The 17,730-nt window shown below is 71.6% G+C and carries 16 protein-coding genes and 1 pseudogene; 11 read left to right on the top strand and 6 right to left on the bottom strand.

Going from position 1 to position 17,730, the window contains the following annotated elements:
• Nucleotides 1-55 precede the first annotated feature (55 nt).
• From ACIQM0_RS26415 to ACIQM0_RS26405, 3 genes are all read left to right on the top strand, one after another.
• Entirely contained in the window at nt 56-967 is a 912-nt protein-coding gene (locus ACIQM0_RS26415; protein WP_401291006.1) for an NADP-dependent oxidoreductase, read from the top strand.
• 140 nt (nt 968-1,107) lie between these two features.
• Complete coding sequence (locus ACIQM0_RS26410; RefSeq protein WP_401291004.1) at nt 1,108-2,286, top strand: DUF2786 domain-containing protein; 1,179 nt, start codon at nt 1,108-1,110, stop codon at nt 2,284-2,286.
• A 118-nt stretch (nt 2,287-2,404) separates the two neighbouring features.
• Nucleotides 2,405-4,546: an FUSC family protein gene (locus ACIQM0_RS26405; protein ID WP_401291003.1), complete on the top strand. Its 2,142-nt coding sequence runs from the start codon at nt 2,405-2,407 to the stop codon at nt 4,544-4,546.
• A 51-nt stretch (nt 4,547-4,597) separates the two neighbouring features.
• Here ACIQM0_RS26405 and ACIQM0_RS26400 read toward each other — a convergent pair whose 3' ends face one another.
• Complete coding sequence (locus ACIQM0_RS26400; protein WP_401291002.1) at nt 4,598-5,095, bottom strand: hypothetical protein; 498 nt, start codon at nt 5,093-5,095, stop codon at nt 4,598-4,600.
• A gap of 249 nt (nt 5,096-5,344) precedes the next feature.
• Between ACIQM0_RS26400 and ACIQM0_RS26395 the strand changes: the two genes are divergently transcribed.
• The gene (locus ACIQM0_RS26395) at nt 5,345-5,587 is read left to right on the top strand and encodes a DUF397 domain-containing protein (protein ID WP_306089608.1); all 243 of its coding nucleotides are present in this window, start codon (nt 5,345-5,347) and stop codon (nt 5,585-5,587) included.
• Between the two features lie 68 nt (nt 5,588-5,655).
• Here ACIQM0_RS26395 and ACIQM0_RS26390 read toward each other — a convergent pair whose 3' ends face one another.
• A complete protein-coding gene (locus ACIQM0_RS26390; RefSeq protein WP_363029503.1) occupies nt 5,656-6,153 on the bottom strand; it encodes an ATP-binding protein in 498 nt (165 codons plus the stop codon).
• Nucleotides 6,154-6,486: 333 nt separating this feature from the next.
• Between ACIQM0_RS26390 and ACIQM0_RS26385 the strand changes: the two genes are divergently transcribed.
• The 5 genes from ACIQM0_RS26385 (at nt 6,487) to ACIQM0_RS26365 (ending at nt 11,378) form a co-directional block, all read left to right on the top strand.
• Complete coding sequence (locus ACIQM0_RS26385) at nt 6,487-7,368, top strand: helix-turn-helix transcriptional regulator (protein WP_363029629.1); 882 nt, start codon at nt 6,487-6,489, stop codon at nt 7,366-7,368.
• Between the two features lie 54 nt (nt 7,369-7,422).
• Nucleotides 7,423-8,880, top strand: coding sequence for an aldehyde dehydrogenase family protein (locus ACIQM0_RS26380; RefSeq protein WP_401291000.1), 1,458 nt, complete (start codon nt 7,423-7,425; stop codon nt 8,878-8,880).
• 48 nt (nt 8,881-8,928) lie between these two features.
• On the top strand, nt 8,929-9,570 hold the full coding sequence (locus tag ACIQM0_RS26375; protein ID WP_401290998.1) for a PadR family transcriptional regulator: 642 nt from the start codon (nt 8,929-8,931) through the stop codon (nt 9,568-9,570).
• Between the two features lie 78 nt (nt 9,571-9,648).
• Complete coding sequence (locus ACIQM0_RS26370) at nt 9,649-10,596, top strand: ATP-binding cassette domain-containing protein (RefSeq protein ID WP_401291343.1); 948 nt, start codon at nt 9,649-9,651, stop codon at nt 10,594-10,596.
• On the top strand, nt 10,593-11,378 hold the full coding sequence (locus ACIQM0_RS26365) for an ABC transporter permease (RefSeq protein WP_401290995.1): 786 nt from the start codon (nt 10,593-10,595) through the stop codon (nt 11,376-11,378). The genes ACIQM0_RS26370 and ACIQM0_RS26365 overlap by 4 nt, the downstream gene beginning before the upstream one ends.
• 37 nt (nt 11,379-11,415) lie before the next feature.
• On the opposite strand, the gene ACIQM0_RS26360 is transcribed toward ACIQM0_RS26365, so the two are convergent.
• Both ACIQM0_RS26360 and ACIQM0_RS26355 read right to left on the bottom strand, forming a co-directional pair.
• Complete coding sequence (locus tag ACIQM0_RS26360; protein ID WP_401290993.1) at nt 11,416-12,837, bottom strand: glutamate decarboxylase; 1,422 nt, start codon at nt 12,835-12,837, stop codon at nt 11,416-11,418.
• 98 nt (nt 12,838-12,935) lie between these two features.
• Entirely contained in the window at nt 12,936-14,210 is a 1,275-nt protein-coding gene (locus tag ACIQM0_RS26355; RefSeq protein WP_401290991.1) for an ion channel protein, read from the bottom strand.
• Nucleotides 14,211-14,277: 67 nt separating this feature from the next.
• Here ACIQM0_RS26355 and ACIQM0_RS26350 point away from each other — a divergent pair.
• A pseudogene (locus tag ACIQM0_RS26350) lies at nt 14,278-14,607 on the top strand (TipAS antibiotic-recognition domain-containing protein); the annotation flags it as partial.
• A 4-nt stretch (nt 14,608-14,611) separates the two neighbouring features.
• Here ACIQM0_RS26350 and ACIQM0_RS26345 read toward each other — a convergent pair.
• The gene (locus ACIQM0_RS26345) at nt 14,612-14,977 is read right to left on the bottom strand and encodes a YbjQ family protein (protein WP_401290989.1); all 366 of its coding nucleotides are present in this window, start codon (nt 14,975-14,977) and stop codon (nt 14,612-14,614) included.
• Between the two features lie 149 nt (nt 14,978-15,126).
• Between ACIQM0_RS26345 and ACIQM0_RS26340 the strand changes: the two genes are divergently transcribed.
• Nucleotides 15,127-15,822 carry a DedA family protein gene (locus tag ACIQM0_RS26340; protein ID WP_401290986.1) on the top strand — a complete coding sequence of 232 codons (696 nt, stop codon included), beginning with the start codon at nt 15,127-15,129 and terminating at the stop codon, nt 15,820-15,822.
• A gap of 42 nt (nt 15,823-15,864) precedes the next feature.
• On the opposite strand, the gene ACIQM0_RS26335 is transcribed toward ACIQM0_RS26340, so the two are convergent.
• Nucleotides 15,865-17,571 carry a threonine/serine exporter ThrE family protein gene (locus ACIQM0_RS26335; RefSeq protein ID WP_401291340.1) on the bottom strand — a complete coding sequence of 569 codons (1,707 nt, stop codon included), beginning with the start codon at nt 17,569-17,571 and terminating at the stop codon, nt 15,865-15,867.
• Nucleotides 17,572-17,730 lie beyond the last annotated feature (159 nt).

Raw genomic sequence — 17,730 nt, 5'->3', positions numbered from 1 at the left:
GGATCGGCAGGGGCCTGCTTCGGGGCCCGCAGCAGCCACCGAGGGGACAGGCGCGATGGAAGCGATCGTTTTCGAGGAGTTCGGCGGACCCGAGGTCCTGCATCCGGCCCGGGTCGAGGACCCGCACCCCGGTCCGGGGCAGGTACGGGTGAAGGTCATGGCCGCCGGGGTGAATCCGATGGACTACAAGATCCGGCACGGCTGGATGCAGGATGCCTTCCCGACCTCGCTCCCGGCGATCCCCGGCGTCGAGTTCGCCGGGGTGGTCGACCGGACCGGGGAAGGGGTCACCGGTGTCGAGGTGGGTGACGAGGTGCTGGGCTGGAGCGCCACCGGCTCCTACGCCGAGTACGCCCTGGCCGATGCCGCGCTCGTCGCCCCCAAGCCGGCCGAGCTGAGCTGGCAGGACGCGGCGGCGCTGACCATCGCGTCGAACACCGCCCAGCGCGTCCTGGACGAGCTCGCCGTCGGCGAGGGCGACACCCTGTTGCTGCACGGGGCGGCCGGAGCCGTCGGCTCGGCCGCGGTGCAGCTGGCGGCGGCCCGGGGCGCGACCGTGATCGGTACGGCGTCCGCGGCCAACCACGACTATCTGCGGGTGATCGGCGCGACCCCGGTGGAGTACGGGGAGGGGCTGGTCGACCGGGTGCGCGAGGCCGCTCCACAGGGGGTGGACGCGGTCTTCGACGTGGCGGGGCGCGGCGCGCTGCCGGACTCCATCGAGCTGCGCGGCGGCACCACCGACCGGATCGTCACCATCGCCGACCAGAACGCGGCCGAGTACGGGGTCGCCTTCTCCGGGGGCGGCTCCCGGTCCGGCGCGCAGCTGGCGGAGCACGCCCGGCTCGCCGCCGACGGCGAGCTGCGGGTGCCGGTCGAGCGGGCCCTGCCGCTCGTCGACGCGGCCGACGCGCAGCGCCTCAGCGAGGCGGGGCACGTACGGGGGAAGCTCGTCCTCCTGCCGTGACGCGTACCGGCCGGGCGCCGGGGCCGGTCTGGCGAGGGCGCGCGTACCGGTAGGCCCGGGATCTCGGGTGCCGGGTCGGCGGAATTCATCCACAGCCTGTGGATGAATTCCGCCGACCCCGCCCCGCCTACCCTGACCTCATGGAACCGGTGATCGACCAGGCATTCGCGGCTGCCCTCTACTCGGACGGCGACGCCGGTCTCGACACCGGCGCCTCCCTCCTCGCCGCCGATCCGGCGGCCGACGCCGAGCTGCTGCGGCGCGGCGAGGAGTTCGTCCGGCGCGCCTGGGAGCGCGGCTGGCTGCCCGCGGATGTCGTACGGGTCGTCCGGCGCGAACTCGACGAGCACCGGGCCGGTCTGGCCGCCGGGCTGATCACCTCGGAGGTCCGGCGGTACGAGCGGCTGCCGCCGCGCTGGCAGCCCCAGCTGGACGAGCTGCCCCCGGCGCCTCCGGTCAACCGGCCCGACCGGTTCACGTACGCCTCCGAGCTGCTCGGGCTCTACCGGCTGCTCCTGCGGCTGCCCGCCATCGAGCCGGTCGGACCCCCGCCCGGCGCCCCGCGTGACGGGCTGAACCTGCCGCCCGCGCACGACGAACCCCGCATGCTGACCCGTATCCGGGCCCTGCTGGCCAAGGCGGAGGCGACCGGGTTCCCCGAGGAGGCGGAGGCGCTCACCACCAAGGCGCAGGAGCTCATGGCCCGGCACAGCATCGACGAGGCGCTGCTCGCCGCCCGTACGCACAGCAGCCGCGCGCCGGGCGCCTGCCGGATCGGGGTGGACGCCCCCTACGAGACGGCCAAGGCGATCCTGCTCGACGCCGTCGCCTCCGCGAACCGCTGCCGGGCCGTGTGGAACAGCGACCTCGGCTTCACGACGGTCGTCGGCTTCGAACCGGACCTGGAGGCCGTGGAACTGCTCCACACCTCGCTGCTGGTCCAGGGCACCGTGGCGATGACCAGGGCCGAGGCGGGTCAGCGGGCCGGCGGGCGCAAACGGACCAAGACCTTCCGGCAGTCCTTCCTGATGGCCTACGCCCAGCGGCTGGGCCGCCGGCTGGCCGACGGCACCGCCCGCGCCACCGCGCAGGCCGACGCCGAGGGCGGCGCGGCCGGCCCGTCCACCGCGGCGGACCCCGGGCTGCTGCCCGTGCTGGCCGCCCGCGACATGGCGGTCACGGACACCGCCGAGCGGATGTTCCCGCAGACCACGACCACCCGGGTGCGGGGCGCCACCGACCCGGACGGCTGGAGCCACGGGACGGCCGCCGCCGACCGGGCCCGGATGGGCGCGGACGCCCCGGAGATCTCCGGCTGACGGCATCGCGCACCACCCGCGCGCGGGCGGTGGAGGCGGTGGGTCCGGTCCGGTGACAGGGCCCGGCCACTGGTCGCGACAACTCGGGCATAACGGTAAATCCGGCTAGGCTCTCGGCATGAGCTGGCTCCGGGCGCTGAAGGAGACCGCCCGCTCGGGGCTGACGATCGAGCGGCGGCGCCTCGAACCGCTGATCGCCATCCGCGGCGCGGCCGGTCTGGCCCTGGTGATCGGCGTGAGCCTGGCCTTCTTCGGGCCCGTGGTCGCGGCCAGCTCCGCGTTCGGCGCGTTCCAGGCGGCCGTCGCCACCTTCCAGCGCAGCTGGCGGCCGCGCCCGGTGCTCGCTCTCATCTCCGGCGCGAGCCTCGCCGTGTCCACGTTCCTCGGCTATGTCACCGGTTCCCGGCTGGCGCTCTTCATGGTCCTGCTGGTGCTCTGGACCTTCTTTGCCGGGCTGGCCTGGGCGGCGGGCCCGACAGGCGGCATCATCGCCGCGTCCAACGTCGCGATCATGCTGGTGACGATCACCCTGCCCACCTCCGTCGCCCAGGCGGCCCTGCACGGGGCGATGATCGCGTTCGGCGGAGTGGTCCAGGCGGCGCTGATCGTGCTGTTCCCGGTCCGAAGATGGGGCGCCCAGCGCGACGCCCTCGCCGACGCGCTGGCCGCAGAGGCGGACTACGCCCGCAGGCTGCGCCACGACCCGGTCGCCCACTTCGACCCGGTGCCGCTGATGGAGGCCCGCAGCGCGGCCGCGGTCACCCCGCGCCAGGCCCGCCGCCGCCCGGCCGAACTGCACGGCTCACGCGGGGTCGCCGAGCGGATCAGACCGGTGCTCGCCTCGCTCGCGGACCCGGCCATGGGCGTACCGGCCGAGGGCCCGGAGCGCGACCGGGTCCGTGAACTGCTCGCCGCCGCCGCGTCGCTGCTCGACGCGGCGGCGCGGGCGATCCGGCACGGCGACCCGGTCCGGCTCCCCGAGCCCGCCCTTGCCGCCCTGAAGACCCCCGACACCGGGGCGCTGCTCACCGGCCCGCCGCTCCGCGCCGCCGACCGGCTGGCCGCGCTGCTCTCCGACGTCATCGAGGCGGCAGAGGGCGACGGCACCAAGGAGGAACGGGCCGAGGCCGAGGAGACCACCGACGCCATCGCGGCGGGCCGGGGCCGCCGGCAGCCGGAGCACCAGCGGCGCCCCACCCTGCTGCGGCTGGTCCCGGTCGTGCTCAAGTCGATGCGCGGCGAGCTGCACCGCGGCTCCCCGATCCTGCGGCACGCCATCCGGATCTCCGTCGTCGCCGCCGTCGGCTACCTCCTCGGCACCCTGCTGCCGTACGGCCACGGCTACTGGGCGCCGATGACGGCCGTCATGGTGATGCGGCCGGAGTTCTCCCAGACGTACGAACGCTCCGTGGCCCGCTTCGGCGGCACCGTCGTCGGGGTCTTCCTCGCCACCGCGATCGTCCAGACCGCCCACCCCGACGTGGAGCTGTCCGCCGCGTTCGCCGTGGTCTGCGCCCTCTTGATGTACCTGCTGATGCGCACCGGCTACTCGGTCGGGCAGGCGTGCGTCGCCGCGTACGTCGTCTTCCTGCTGGGCATGGCGGGCGACGACTGGTCGCAGACCGTGCTGGAACGGGTCGTCCTCACCCTCGGCGGCGGGCTCCTCGCGATGCTCTCGTACGCGGTCTACCCGGCGTGGGAGACGCCGCGGCTGCGCAACCGGCTCGGCGACTGGCTGAAGGAGGACGGCCGGTACGCCGCCTCGGTCGTCGACCAGTACGCCGATCCCGCCGACCGCGGGCACGGCGACGTCCGCAACGCGCTGCTGCGCACCCGTGCGGCCCGGGTCGCCTGGCAGGAGGCGGTGGCCACCGCCCAGCACGAACCGGTGCGCCACCGCGGTCTCTCGCGCGCCGCCGCGGACGACACCCAGCACGCCCTGTCCCAGCTCGGCCGGGTCGCGATGCTGATGGAGGCGCACCTCCCGGAGGGCGGCGCCACCCCCGTGCCGGAGGCCGCCCCGCTGGCCGAGGCGCTGCGCCGGTCCACCGAGCAGGGCGCGAAGGCGGTGCGGGAGAGGCGGGTGCCGGACTGGGGTCCTGTGCGGGAGGCGCTGGAGAAGTGGGACGAGGAGGAGCGGCTGCGCGAGGGGGAGTCGGACCCGGTCGTACGGAACGGGGCCGGCCTCCTGCTCGAAGCCCTGGAGGAGTTCTCCCGCGGCCTGGACGACGGTTCGCGGCCCGGTTCCGACGACGACTGAGGCCGCGGTCGAGGCCGGACCGCCCGCCAGGGGCCGTACCTGCCGGGGGTGTTACGGGGTCGGCAGGCCGGGCAGTCCTTCGAGCGAGTCGGCGTCGGTCTTGGCGAAGGTGTCCTTGGTCCCGCCGTCCCACGAGACGACGAGGGTCTTGCCGTCGTTGGACTCGACGGCCCCCGCGGTCCGGCCGGTGTCGCCGTCGGCGCACGTGAGTGCCAGCGTCACCTTGTCCGTGCCCTTGGCGCTGCCCGAGCAGACATGGGAGTCGGCGACGACGACGGCCTTCCCGGATGCGACGGACAGCACCACGGCCTTGCCGTCGGTCAGCCCGGCCCAGGCGCCCTCCAGCGCCTTGAGCCCGCCGGAGGAAGCGCTGTCCCCGTCGCCCGCCGCGGAGCCGGAGCCGTCACCGGTGCCGGGCGCCGGGGGCGTGGTGGAGCCGGAACTCCCGTCCGTGCCACCCTTGTCGCTGTCGCTGCCGCAGCCGGTCAGCGCGAGAGCGGTCAGCAGGCCGGTGGCGACAACTGCACCAGTACGTACGAGTTTGCGCATGTGGAATTCCCCCTGGATGACGAAAGACCATCCAAGCTACCAGTGGGTCGCCACAGGCTTGAGAGCGCCAACTCGGGGAATCGGGAGCGGAACCGGCCCGTCCTACGTCTCTTCTGCGAGAAGCTGTAACCAGGGGAACACCGCCCGTGCACGTGCATCTGCCCATGCATCCGCTCATGCAGGAGAAATTGAACAGAGCTATGATCCGAGACAGTTGACACTTGCACCTTGCAACTCGGGGAGCGTCCTGTGCACCACGTGTACAACGGCATGGCGGCGACAGAGCTTCGCGGAGTCGCCTGGCAGAAGAGCAGACACAGCAACTCCCAGGGATCCTGCGTGGAGTTCGCGAAACTGCCCGACGGGGATGTGGCGATGCGGAATTCGCGCCACCCCGACGGTCCGGCGCTGGTCTATACGCCGGCCGAGATAGAGGCGCTGCTGCTCGGCGTCAAGGACGGGGAGTTCGACCACCTGGTAGCGGAGGGCTGACCTCCGTCCCGCCGTGCGACACCGCCCCGCCGTCGTGCGCGGCGTCGCCCGGTCCGCCCGGCGGTGTGTCACACCGGGTCGGACAGCCGGAAGAGCGCCCAGACGACCTTCCCGCGCAGCGCGGCGCCGGGGGCGCCCTCCGTACCCAGTACGGGTGAGTGGTGCCAGCCCCAGCAGTCGCTGAAGGACTCCACCAGGAAGAGGCCGCGGCCCGACTCCGCCGAGTCGGCGGCCTCCGAAGCCACCGGGCTCGCCTGGCTCGGGTCGCGCACCGCGCACACCAGCCGTGACGTCCAGCGCATCAAGTGCAGCCGCACGGGCGGGTCCTGGGGTTCGCGCGGGATGTCGGCGGGCAGCGCGTGCCGCAGGGCGTTGGTGACCAACTCCGAGACGACGAGGGCGACATCGTCGAACCGTTCGTTCAGATCCCAGCCGGTCAGGGTCGACCGGGTGAACTGTCTGGCCCCTCCGACTGCCTCGTAACGGGCAGGCAGCGTACAGGTGGCTGATCCGGAGACGGCAGAGGGATCGATGGGGGGAAGCCCCTGCCGTAACGGCTCGAGCATCGTCGATCCATTCGTCCCCATACGAGGCACTCCCGGGATTCGCGGCTGTCTCGGTACTACGGGTACTCGGGTACAGCGGCACAACACGAACGAGCACGCAGGTGCGCGACGCCCATGGTTCCGAATGCGCAGGGCAGATGCAAGGGCAGATGCACGTGCACGCGCCTGACCTGTCCGGTCCCGTGCCGGTTCTTGCTCATTTCTTCCTGTGGGGAGATTTGGGGTCTTGGGCAAGTCTTCCCATTTCCGTAATCGAATGAGTACGGGCTGAAGCGTTTTGATGGCAGAATCCGGCTCTTGGGGTTCAGGGGGAGCCCCGATGCCCGGGAAGCGATGGGGAGGGTTGGACCAGTGGCGGCAGGCGAGTCGAGTGGATCCGTGGTGCGGCGCATCCTGCTGGGCTCACAGCTCAGACGGTTGCGTGACTCGCGCGGTATCACCCGTGAGGCGGCCGGCTACTCCATCCGGGCTTCCGAATCGAAGATCAGCCGCATGGAGTTGGGACGGGTGAGCTTCAAGGCCAGGGACGTCGAGGACCTGCTCACGCTCTACGGCGTCACGGACGAGGTGGAGCGCGACTCCCTGCTCGGCCTGGCCCGTGAGGCCAACGTGGCAGGCTGGTGGCACAGTTTCGGCGATGTGCTGCCCGGCTGGTTCCAGACATACATCGGTCTGGAAGGGGCGGCCTCGCTCATCCGGATCTACGAAGTCCAGTTCGTGCACGGCCTGTTGCAGACCGAGGGGTACGCCCACGCGGTCGTCTCCCGGGGAATGCGCGGAGCCCCCGCCGCCGAGATCGACCGCCGGGTCGCGCTGCGGCTGGAGCGGCAGAAGGCACTCGTCGCCGAGCGGGCCCCCCGCTTCCACGCCGTGCTGGACGAGGCGGCGTTGCGCCGGCCGTACGGCGGACGCGAGGTGATGCGCGGGCAATTGCGGCATCTGATTGAAATGTCGGAACAGCCGAACGTCACTCTCCAGGTGATGCCCTTCAGTTTTGGCGGACACGCGGGGGAGAGCGGCTCCTTTACGATGCTGCGATTCCCGGAATCCGATCTGTCGGACATTGTCTATTTGGAGCAGCTGACAAGTGCGCTCTATCTGGACAAGGCAGAAGAAGTCGCCCAGTACGAAAAGGCGATGGTGCGGCTCCACGCGGACAGCCCAGGTCCCGAGGAGAGCCGGGATCTCCTCCGTGGTCTACTCCAACTCTCCTGATATTTCAGTACCATGACACCCCCACAGGAGTCTGCACCTGCAGTAAGGGATCGCATGTCCTTCTTCCGCGAGCTGGCCGACCAGTACATCGACGGTGAATGGCGCACCGGCACCGGCTCGTGGGACATCATTGATTTCAATCCCTACAACGGGGAAAAGCTCGCCGCGATCACCATCGCCACCGTCGAAGAGGTCGACCGCGCCTACCGCGCCGCCGAGCGCGCGCAGCGGTCCTGGGCCACCACGAGCCCGTACGAGCGCGCCCGGGTCATGGAACGGGCCCTGCGCATCACCGAGGAGCTCGCCGACGAGATCGTCGAGGCCGTCATCGACGAACTGGGCGGCACCCGGTCCAAGGCGTGGTACGAACTGCGCGCCGCCCAGGAGTTCCTGCGCGAGGCCGCCCATCAGGCGCTGCACCCCGGCGGCCGGATCCTGGCCTCCCCGGTGGACGGCAAGGAGAACCGGCTCTACCGGCGTCCCGTCGGGGTCGTCGGCGTCATCAGCGCCTTCAACTTCCCCTTCCTGGTGACGATGAAGTCGGCCGCGCCGGCCCTGGCGCTCGGCAACGCGGTCGTCGTCAAGCCCAACCAGAACGCCCCGGTGGTCGGCGGCGGGCTGGTCGCCAAGATCTTCCACGACGCGGGACTGCCGGCCGGACTGCTCAACATCCTGGTCACCGACGTGGCCGAGATAGGCGACGCGTTCATAGAGCACCCCGTCCCCAAGGTGATCTCCTTCGCCGGATCGGACCGGGTCGGCCGCCATGTCGGCGCGACGGCGGGCGCGCTCTTCAAGCGCACCATCCTCGAACTCAGCGGCAACAGCGCCCTGGTGGTGCTCGACGACGCGGACATCGACTACGCGGTCGACGCCGCGGTCTTCAGCCGCTTCGTCTACCAGGGCCAGGTCTGCATGGCCGCCAACCGCATTCTGGTGGACCGGGCCGTCGCGCCCGAGTTCACCGAGAAGTTCACCGCACGCGTGGCGGCGCTGCGGACCGGGGACCCGCGTGACCCGGACACCCAGATCGGCCCCGTCATCAACACCTTCCAGGCGGACGCCCTGACCGCGCTGGTCGACCAGGCGGTCGCGGACGGGGCCACGGCACTGGTCAGGGGCCGCACCCGCGGCAATCTGGTGGAGCCCACCGTCCTCACCGGACTCGCGGACGACTCCCCGCTGCTCGCTCAGGAGATCTTCGGCCCGGTGGCGCTGCTGGCCACGTTCGACGGCGAGGACGAGGCCGTACGGATGACCAACGACAGCCCCTACGGGCTCAGCGGCGCGGTGCACACCGCGGACGCCGAACGCGGGGTCCGGTTCGCCCGGCGGATCCGCAGCGGGATGTTCCACGTGAACGACGCCACCGTCCAGGACGACCCGCTGGTCTCCTTCGGCGGCGAGAAGCAGTCCGGGACGGGCCGGCTGAACGGTGAGGCGACGGTGGACGCCTTCACCACCCAGAAGTGGATATCGATCCAGCACGGCCGGAGCGTTTTCCCGCTCTGAATCACGCACCGCTACTCTCATCAAAGTTGAGTAGAAAGGTGTGTGGGTATGTCCGCGATCCGGCTGCTGGTTCTCTGTGCCGTGCGGCAGCACGGCCGGGCGCACGGCTATCAGATCCGCAACGACCTGGAGTACTGGGGCGCCCACGAGTGGTCCAGTGCCAAGCCGGGATCGATCTACCACGCACTGAAGCAGATGGCGAAGCAGGGCGTCCTGCTCGCCCACGAGGTCGCCCCGAGCACCGCCGGCGGCCCGCCGCGTACCGAGTACGAGATCACCGAGCAGGGCGACGAGGAGTACTTCACGCTGCTGCGCGCGGCGCTGACCTCGTACGACCAGAAGCTGGACGTGCTCTCCGCGGGACTGGGCGGCATCGTCGACCTGGAGCGGTCGGAGGCGGTGTCCCTGCTCAAGGAGCGGGTGGCGGGTCTGGCCACGTGGCGGTCGGCGGTCACCGAGTACTACACGCCGGAGGCGGGTCCCGAGTCGATCGGCCACATCGGCGAGATCATGAACATGTGGGTGCACTCGGCGGACGCCGGCGCCGACTGGACGCGCGGGCTGATCGCCCGGATCGAGGGCGGGGCGTACACCTTCGCGGGTGAGGGCGAACCGTTCGTCGGCGTGCTCGCCGAGGGCGAGGAGAACCCTTACGCCACCGGTGTCGCCGATCCGGGGGACGCTCACTAATCAAGTTTGACGAATGCGGTGCGGCCGGTTACCTTTCCTCTGCTAGTCAAGTTTGACTACGAGGGGGGTGTGACGATTTTGACCGATGCGATCGTCGTCGAAGGAGTGCACAAGCGATACGGGGCGAAGCGTGCCCTGGACGGCCTCGACCTCGCGGTCGCCCGCTCCACGGTGCACGCGGTGCTCGGCCCCAACGGCGCGGGAAAGACCACCGCGGTCCGCATCCTGTCGACGCTGCTGCGGCACGACGGGGGCCGGGTGGAGGTGGCGGGGCACGACGTACGGCGGCAGGCGGGCGAGGTCCGGCGCCGGATCGGGCTGCTCGGGCAGCACGCGGCGGTCGACGAGCAGCTCGGCGGCCGGCAGAACCTGGAGATGTTCGGGCGGCTGTACCACCTGGGCGCGCGCCGGGCGGGCGTCCGGGCCGACGAGCTGCTGGACCGGTTCGGGCTCGCGGACACCGGCCGCAAGGCGGTCGCGGAGTACAGCGGCGGTATGCGGCGGCGGCTCGATCTGGCCGCTTCGCTGATCACGGACCCGGAGGTGCTCTTCCTCGACGAGCCGACGACCGGACTCGACCCGCGCGGCCGGGCCGAGGTGTGGGCGGCCGTGCGCTCCCTGGTGGGCGGCGGCACGACCGTACTGCTGACCACCCAGTACCTGGAGGAGGCCGATCAGCTCGCGGACCGGATCTCGCTGATCGACGGCGGGCGGGTGGCCGCGGAGGGCACGGCGGACGAGCTGAAGGCGAGGGTGGGCGGCGACCGGATCGACGTCGTCGTCCGCGACGCGGCCCAACTGGACCGGGCGGCCGGGCTGCTGACCGGCGGCGCGGTGGTGGACCGGGACCGGCGGCTGGCCGGCGCACCGGCCGGGGACCGTATGGCCACGCTCGCCCGGACCGTACGGGTGCTGGAGGAGGCGGGCATCGAGGCGCAGGACATCGCGGTGCGCCGGCCGACGCTCGACGAGGTGTTCCTGTCCCTGACCGGGCACGGGCCGGACGACGTGGAGGTGGCGGCATGAGCGCGGCGGGCTGGGCGGTAGCCGATTCCTGGACCATGACCCGGCGCGAACTGGCGCACTGGGCACGGCAGCCGGTGCAGGTCGTCGTGGGTCTGGTCTTCCCCGTGATGCTCCTGCTGATGTTCAACTACCTGGTCGGCGGCGGCCGGGGCGTCGAGGGCGACACCGCCGCGTACCTGGTGCCCGGGATGCTCGCGCTCACCATGGCCTTCGGCCTGGAGTCGACCATGCTCGCGGTGACCCAGGACCTGAACAAGGGGGTCGTCGACCGGTTCCGCTCGATGCCGATGGCCTCCGGCGCGGTGCTGGTCGGCCGGTCCGTCGCCGACATGCTCCAGTCGGTGGCCGCGCTCGCCGTGATGACCGCGGTGGGGTACGCGATGGGCTGGCGCTGGCACGACGGGGCGGTCGCGGCGCTGGGGGCGGTGGGGCTGCTCCTGCTGCTGCGGTTCGCGATGCTGTGGCTCGGCATCCTGCTGGCGCTGGTGGCCGGGCGGCCGGAGATGGTGCAGGCGGTGCAGATCCTGGTCTGGCCGGTCGGCTTCCTCTCCAACGTGTTCGCGGTGCCGGAGTCGATGCCGGGGTGGCTGGGCGCGGTCGTCGAGTGGAACCCGATGTCGGCGACGGCCACGGCGGTACGAGGGCTGTTCGGCAACCCGGGCGGCGGCGGGGACTCCTGGGCCGCCGCCCACGCCGGACTCCTCGCGGTGCTCTGGCCGTTGGCGCTGCTCGCGGTGTTCCTCCCGCTGGCCGTGAGGCGGTTCGCACGGCTGAACCACTGAGGGTTCCGGCGCCACCGCCCTCGGTGGCGCCGGCCTCTCAGTGGTGGAACGCCGTGGCCGAACCGTGGTCCCGGCTCAACGGGTGCTCCTGGGCGCGCAGTTCGGGCAGCAGCAGTCGCAGGTCCTCCAGCAGCAGCTCCGCGAGGTCAGAGGAGAAGCCGTTGCGGCACACGATCCGCAGCACCGACAGGTCCTCGCGGTTCGCGGGGAAGGTGTACGCCGGCACCAGCCAGCCGCGCTCACGCAGCCGCCGCGACACGTCGAAGACGTCGTACGCCGTCACCTCCGGCACGGTCGTCAGCGCGAACACGGGCAACTGGTCCCCCCGGGTGAGGAGCCGGAAGTCGCCCAGGTCCTCGATCTGTTCGGCCAGGCCGCGGGCCACGTCCCGGGACGCCTGCTGCACGGCCCGGTAGCCCTCCCGGCCCAGCCGCAGGAAGGTGTAGTACTGCGCCACCACCTGGGCGCCGGGCCGGGAGAAGTTCAGCGCGAAGGTCGGCATGTCGCCGCCCAGGTAGTTGACCCGGAAGACCAGTTCCTCGGGCAGTTCGGCGGGCGAGCGCCACAGCGCCCAGCCGACACCCGGGTAGACCAGCCCGTACTTGTGCCCCGAGGTGTTGATCGAGGCGACCCGGGGGAGCCGGAAGTCCCAGACCAGGTCCTCGTCCAGGAACGGCGCCACCATCGCCCCCGACGCCCCGTCCACGTGGACGGGGATGTCGAGGCCGGTGCGCTCCTGGAGGGCGTCGAGGGCGGCGCACAGCTCCTCGATGGGCTCGTAGGAGCCGTCGAAGGTCGAGCCGAGGATGCCGATCACGCCGATGGTGTTCTCGTCGCAGAGGTCGGCGGCGGCCTGCGGGTCGATGTGGAAGCGGTCGCCCTCCATCGGGACCAGGCGCGGTTCGACCTCCCAGAACGTGCAGAACTTGTCCCAGCAGACCTGCACGTTCACGCCCATGACCAGATTGGGCCGGGCGGTCGCCGGGTAGCGGTCGGCGTTCCGCTTGGACCAGCGGCGCTTGAGCGCGAGCGCGGCCAGCATGCAGGCCTCGCTGGACCCGGTCGTCGAACAGCCCACGGCCGTCGAGGGATCGGGGGCGTTCCACAGGTCGGCGAGCATCGCCACGCAGCGCCGTTCCAGCTCGGCGGTGCGCGGGTACTCGTCCTTGTCGATCATGTTCTTGTCGGTGCACTCGCTCATCAGCACCCCGGCCTGGGGTTCCATCCAGGTGGTGACGAAGGTGGCGAGGTTGAGCCGTGAATTGCCGTCGAGCATCAGCTCGTCGTGGACCAGGCGGTACGCGGTGGCGGGCGGCAGCGCCCCGTCCGGCAGCTTGTGCCGGGGTGGCGCGGACTCCATGCCCGCCGTCGGGTCGGCCTCCCCGAAGAACGGATTGAGGGACAGCCTGCGCTGCTCCGCGGACGGTTCTTTGCGGGGTGAGCCCTTGTGGAGCGGCATCGCCGACCTGCCCTTCTCGGTTCCTGGCCGCGAGGCCGTACGAATCCGACCATACGGACAGTCCGGGCGTGCGGCGCGTCGGCGGGGTCCGTCCGGGCTCAGTGCAGCGGCCTGCCGTCCTCCTTCAGCTGCATCAGCGGACGCCCCGTCACCAGCAGCCAGGCCGGCAGCGAGGCGACGCAGAGCAGCGGGAGCAGGGTCATGTCGGAGGCCAGGACCGCGGCCGTGAACAGGCTGAGCCAGCCCATGCGGGTGATGGCCAGCAGTACGCCCAGGACTCCGCAGGTCACCGCGAGGGACACCGGCACCGCGTCGACGAGCGCGTGGGCGCACAGGCCGAGTGCGACGCCGGAGAAGACGGCCGGGAAGATCCGGCCGCCCCGGAAGCCGCAGGTCGCGGCGATCAGCAGGGCCGCGGTCTTCACGACGGCCATGAGCCCGAACTCGGCGGCCGACCGGCCGTCCGGGTCGGCGGTGAGTTCCTTCACCTCCTCCAGCCCCTTGAACAGGGTGAGGTGGCCGCCGAGCGCTCCGAGCAGGCCGAGCAGGAGTCCGCCCAGCGTCAGCGCCAGGACCGGGTGCGACAGGGCGCGGAAGGCCTTGTGGGCGTACGGGAAGGCGTACACCGCCGCCAGCCCCAGCACCGCTCCGGCGGAGGCGATCACGATCGCGGAGAGCAGGTCGCCCCAGTGGGTGTGGGTGTACGCGGGCAGCGACAGGTCGAAGCTGGGGTGGGCGGCCAGGTTCATGGTGAGGGCCCCGGCCGCGCCGGCCGCGAGGGGCCCGAAGAGCCGGTCCCAGAGCGCTCCGGGCCCGGAGCGGGAGGAGAGCGTCTCGGTGAGGATCAGCGCGGCGGCCACGGGCGTGCCGAAGAGCGCGCCGATGGTGCCCGCCGCGGCGAGCGCGAGCCATACGGCGGCCGGGGAGTCCGGCGCGAACCGCCGGCCCGCCCAGCAGGCCAGCGCGATGTTGGCGGCGGTGATCGGGTTCTCCGGACCCAGGCTGACCCCGCCCGCCAGGGCCAGGACCGTCACGGCCAGCAGACCCGGCACCGTGCCCGGCGGCAGCGGCGGATCGACCAGGCCCGTGGTCGCCGGGTCGGGCCCGGCGCGGCCGGGCACCGCCCGGATGACCAGCCCGGTCACCAGGCCCGTCGCGGTGAGCATCACGATCATCCACAGCGAGGAGTACCGGCCGATGGACAGGGCGTCCGGCAGCGTCTGCCAGAGCACGTCCTGCAGCTCCTCCGAGAGCAGGCTGACGCCGAGCAGGACGAGGGCCGAGACCACTCCGACGGCCAGGGCGGGCACGAGGAGCGCCAGCAGCCGGCGCGCGGAGACCGGTTCTGCGGAGACAGCGGAGTCGGTGGACATCGGCTCACCATAGCCAGGCAAAAGCCCTGTAACCCCCCAAAAGGTCGGAGCGCGGCGGGACTGGCGGCGGATGCGGGCGGAGGTGGCCTCCTGGGGCCGGCGCTACGACGCGCTGATGGTGGCCGGTGAACCGGCCACCGGCGAGCGCGCGAGGGATCTCGCGGAGGAGCACCGGCTCCACATCACGACCTGGTTCTACGCGTGCACGCCGGAGATCCACCGCGCGCTCGGCGAGACGTATGTGGCCGATCCGCAGTTCACGGCGTTCTGCGAGTCGATCCGGACGGGGCTGGCCGAGCATCTGCGCGACGCCGTCAACGCCAAGGCGGAGCGGCAGGAGCAGGCGCCGGGAGGGGCGGACGCGTGCCGACGGGGGTGGGGTGCCCCACCCCCGTGACCGCTCAGAGCCTGCTGATCACCGCGGCCGTTCCGTACGCGCAGACCTCCGTGCCCACGTCGGCCGCCTCCGACACGTCGAAGCGCATCATCAGCACGGCGTTGGCGCCCCGGGCCTTCGCCTGCTCGACCAGCCGTTCCATGGCCTGGTTGCGGGTCTCGACGAGCGTCTTGGTCAGCCCCTTCAGCTCGCCGCCGATCATGGACTTCAGGCCGGCGCCGATCTGGCTGCCCAGGTGGCGCGAGCGGACGGTCAGGCCGAACACCTCACCGATGACCTGGGTGACCTGGTGGCCCGGTACGTCATTGGTGGTGACGACCAGCACATCGGCCTGTGCCGTCTGGCCGCCGCCGTAATCCTCAATGCCCATGGTGGTGGCACCTCCTGGGACCGAGTTTTGCCCCGGTTCGCCCCGTGTGCATCTCCACGGGGGCCAGTGGAACCCGGAGGATCTCCGTTGCGTTGATAGCTTTGGGCGGCCACGCAGCCGTCAACGACCACATCCTGGAGCCCGGACCCTTGAATACGCTTGCGCTCGGACCGAGCTGGCTGGACCCGGACTATCTCATCGGGGAATACGGGCTGATCGGTGTGCTGGTCGTCGTCTTCGCCGAATCCGGGCTGCTGATCGGGTTCTTCCTGCCCGGCGACTCCCTGCTCTTCACCACGGGTCTCCTGGTGACGACGGGCAAGCTGGACACCCCGCTGTGGCTGGTCTGCGTCCTGGTCGCCCTGGCCGCGATCATCGGCGACCAGGTCGGCTATCTCTTCGGCCGCAAGGTCGGCCCGTCGCTCTTCAACCGTCCGGACTCCCGCCTCTTCAAGCAGGAGAACGTCGAGAAGGCCCACGAGTTCTTCGAGAAGTACGGCCCGAAGTCGCTGATCCTGGCCCGCTTCGTGCCCGTCGTGCGGACGTTCACGCCGATCATCGCCGGTGTGAGCCGGATGAACTACCGCTCGTTCATCACGTTCAACATCATCGGCGGGGTCCTCTGGGGCGCCGGGGTGACGCTCCTGGGCGCGGTCCTGGGCAAGATCGAGTTCGTGCACAAGAACATCGAGGCGATGCTCATCCTGATCGTGCTGATCTCGGTCGTGCCGATCGGCATCGAGTTCCTGCGCGCCCGCAGCAAGTCGAAGAAGGCGGCGGCCGCGGCGGACGACGAGGGCCAGGACCCGGCCGCCGGGCGCCGCGGCCGTCACGCCAAGCGCTGACGCCCGCCCAGGGCCCTTCCGCGCCGGGCCCTCCCCGTCGCCTCAGAAGCCGCGCGTCCGCTTGGCCGCGCGGCGGTTCGCGCCACCGATCGCACCCGGCACCCGCATGAACAGCCGGGAGATCTCGCTCCCCAGATTCACCCCGATGGCGATGGCCCCGGCCGTCGCCACCGCGGTCGACAGCGAGGCGAGACCCTGGTTCAGCCGGTCCTGCGCGACGCCCAGCAGACCGAAGTACGTCGCGGAACCGGGCAGCAGCGGACCGATCGCGGCCGTGATGAACGGCAGCGACGAGGTGTAGCGGTACCGCGAGAACAACTGCCCGAACAGCCCCACGAGACCGGCGGCCACCGCCGTGGCCGCCACCGGCGAGATACCGCCGGTCCGGGTCATCGCCCCGAAGATCACCCAGGCCACACCGCCGTTGAGGGTCACCGCCAGCACAGTGGAACGTTCCTGCTGGAGCAGGATCGCGAAGGCCAGGCTCAGCACCATCGACGCCAGGATCTGGATCACCGGCCGGTCGTGCGAGATGAGCCGTGCCTCCGGGTTCAGCTGGGCGCCCAGCTGGAGGCCCCCGTACAGCACCAGCAGCACACCGGCGACGATGCCGATGAAGAAGTACATGACCTCCAGGAGCCGGGCGGCCGCGGTGATGTAGTAGCCGGTCAGCCCGTCCTGCACGCCCGCGACCAGGGCCCGCCCCGGCAGCAGCGCGAACAGCCCACCGGTGATGACCGCCGACGGCCGTACGTCGGACCAGTGGGTGAGCGTGAGCGCCACCCCCATCGCGGCGGGCGGCATCGCGGCGGCGACGAACTGGTAGAACTCCGGCAGGCCGCGCCCGGCGCACAGCCAGGCCAGCCGGTCCCCGAGCATCGCACCGAGCGCCGCGATCAGGAACACCAGGAACCCGCCGCCGACCAGCACCGATGCCGCGCCCGCCAGCCCGCCGGCGGCCAGTGTGAGCACCCAGCCCGGGTAGGGGTGCCGGTTACGGCGGATCTCCGCGAGGCGCCGGTAGGCCTCCTCGAGCGAGATCTCGGCCTCTTCGGTGTGGATGTCGTCGATGAGCCGGAACACCGCGGCCAGTCGGGTGTAGTCGGTGCCGCGGCGGCGTACCGTACGGCTCGCCGTCACCGGGTCGTCGACCAGCGAGGGCTGGTGCGAGATCGACAGCAGCGTGAAGGTGACGGTCGGTTCGCAGCGGTCCAGACCGTAGCTGCGGGTCACGGCGAACATCGCCGCCTCGACGTCCTCGGCGCCCTCACCGCCGGCCAGCAGCAGTTCCCCGATACGCAGGGTCAGGTCGAGCACGCGCGGCACCGCGGGACCCGCGTCGTCGGGCTTCTGGATCGGCTCCGGCGCCGGGCGCTCGGCCACCGGCATCCGGAGCATCGTGCGCATCCGGTCCTGCCAGGGGGCTTCCTTGGTCAGCCGGATCATCGGGATGCCGTGCGCCGGCGTGAAGGCGGGCGAGTCCCTGGCGCTGTAGGTGCGCGGCGGGGCGAAGGCCGAGCCGGTCGTCTCCGAGCCCGATCCGGAACCGGAAGCGGAACCCGCCCCGGAGCCGGATCCGGGACCCGGCTGCTCGGGCGTCAGGCCGGAGGGGAGGGCGAACTCCGACGTCGGGTGGTCCTCCTCGGACGGCGGCGCCGACCTCCCCACCCCGGCGGGATGGGAGAACGCACTGCGCGCCTCGTCGGACTGGGGCTTCGGGTCCTCGGGACCGCCCGGCTCCGCCACCACTGACCTCACTCATCCATCGGCTGCGCGTCTTCGGTAGCGCTCCTGCCCAGTATGGCCGCGGAGCATCCCGCCCACGCGAAACGGGCGGCACACCGGTGAAGGTGTGCCGCCCGTCGTCTGTGCAGAACCGTAAACGGAACCGTGACCGGAACCGTCTAC

Origin of the sequence: Streptomyces sp. NPDC091387 (assembly GCF_044756945.1) — a bacterium.
Taxonomy (GTDB): Bacteria; Actinomycetota; Actinomycetes; order Streptomycetales; family Streptomycetaceae; genus Streptomyces.
This window is presented reverse-complemented; position numbering and strand designations above follow the sequence as displayed.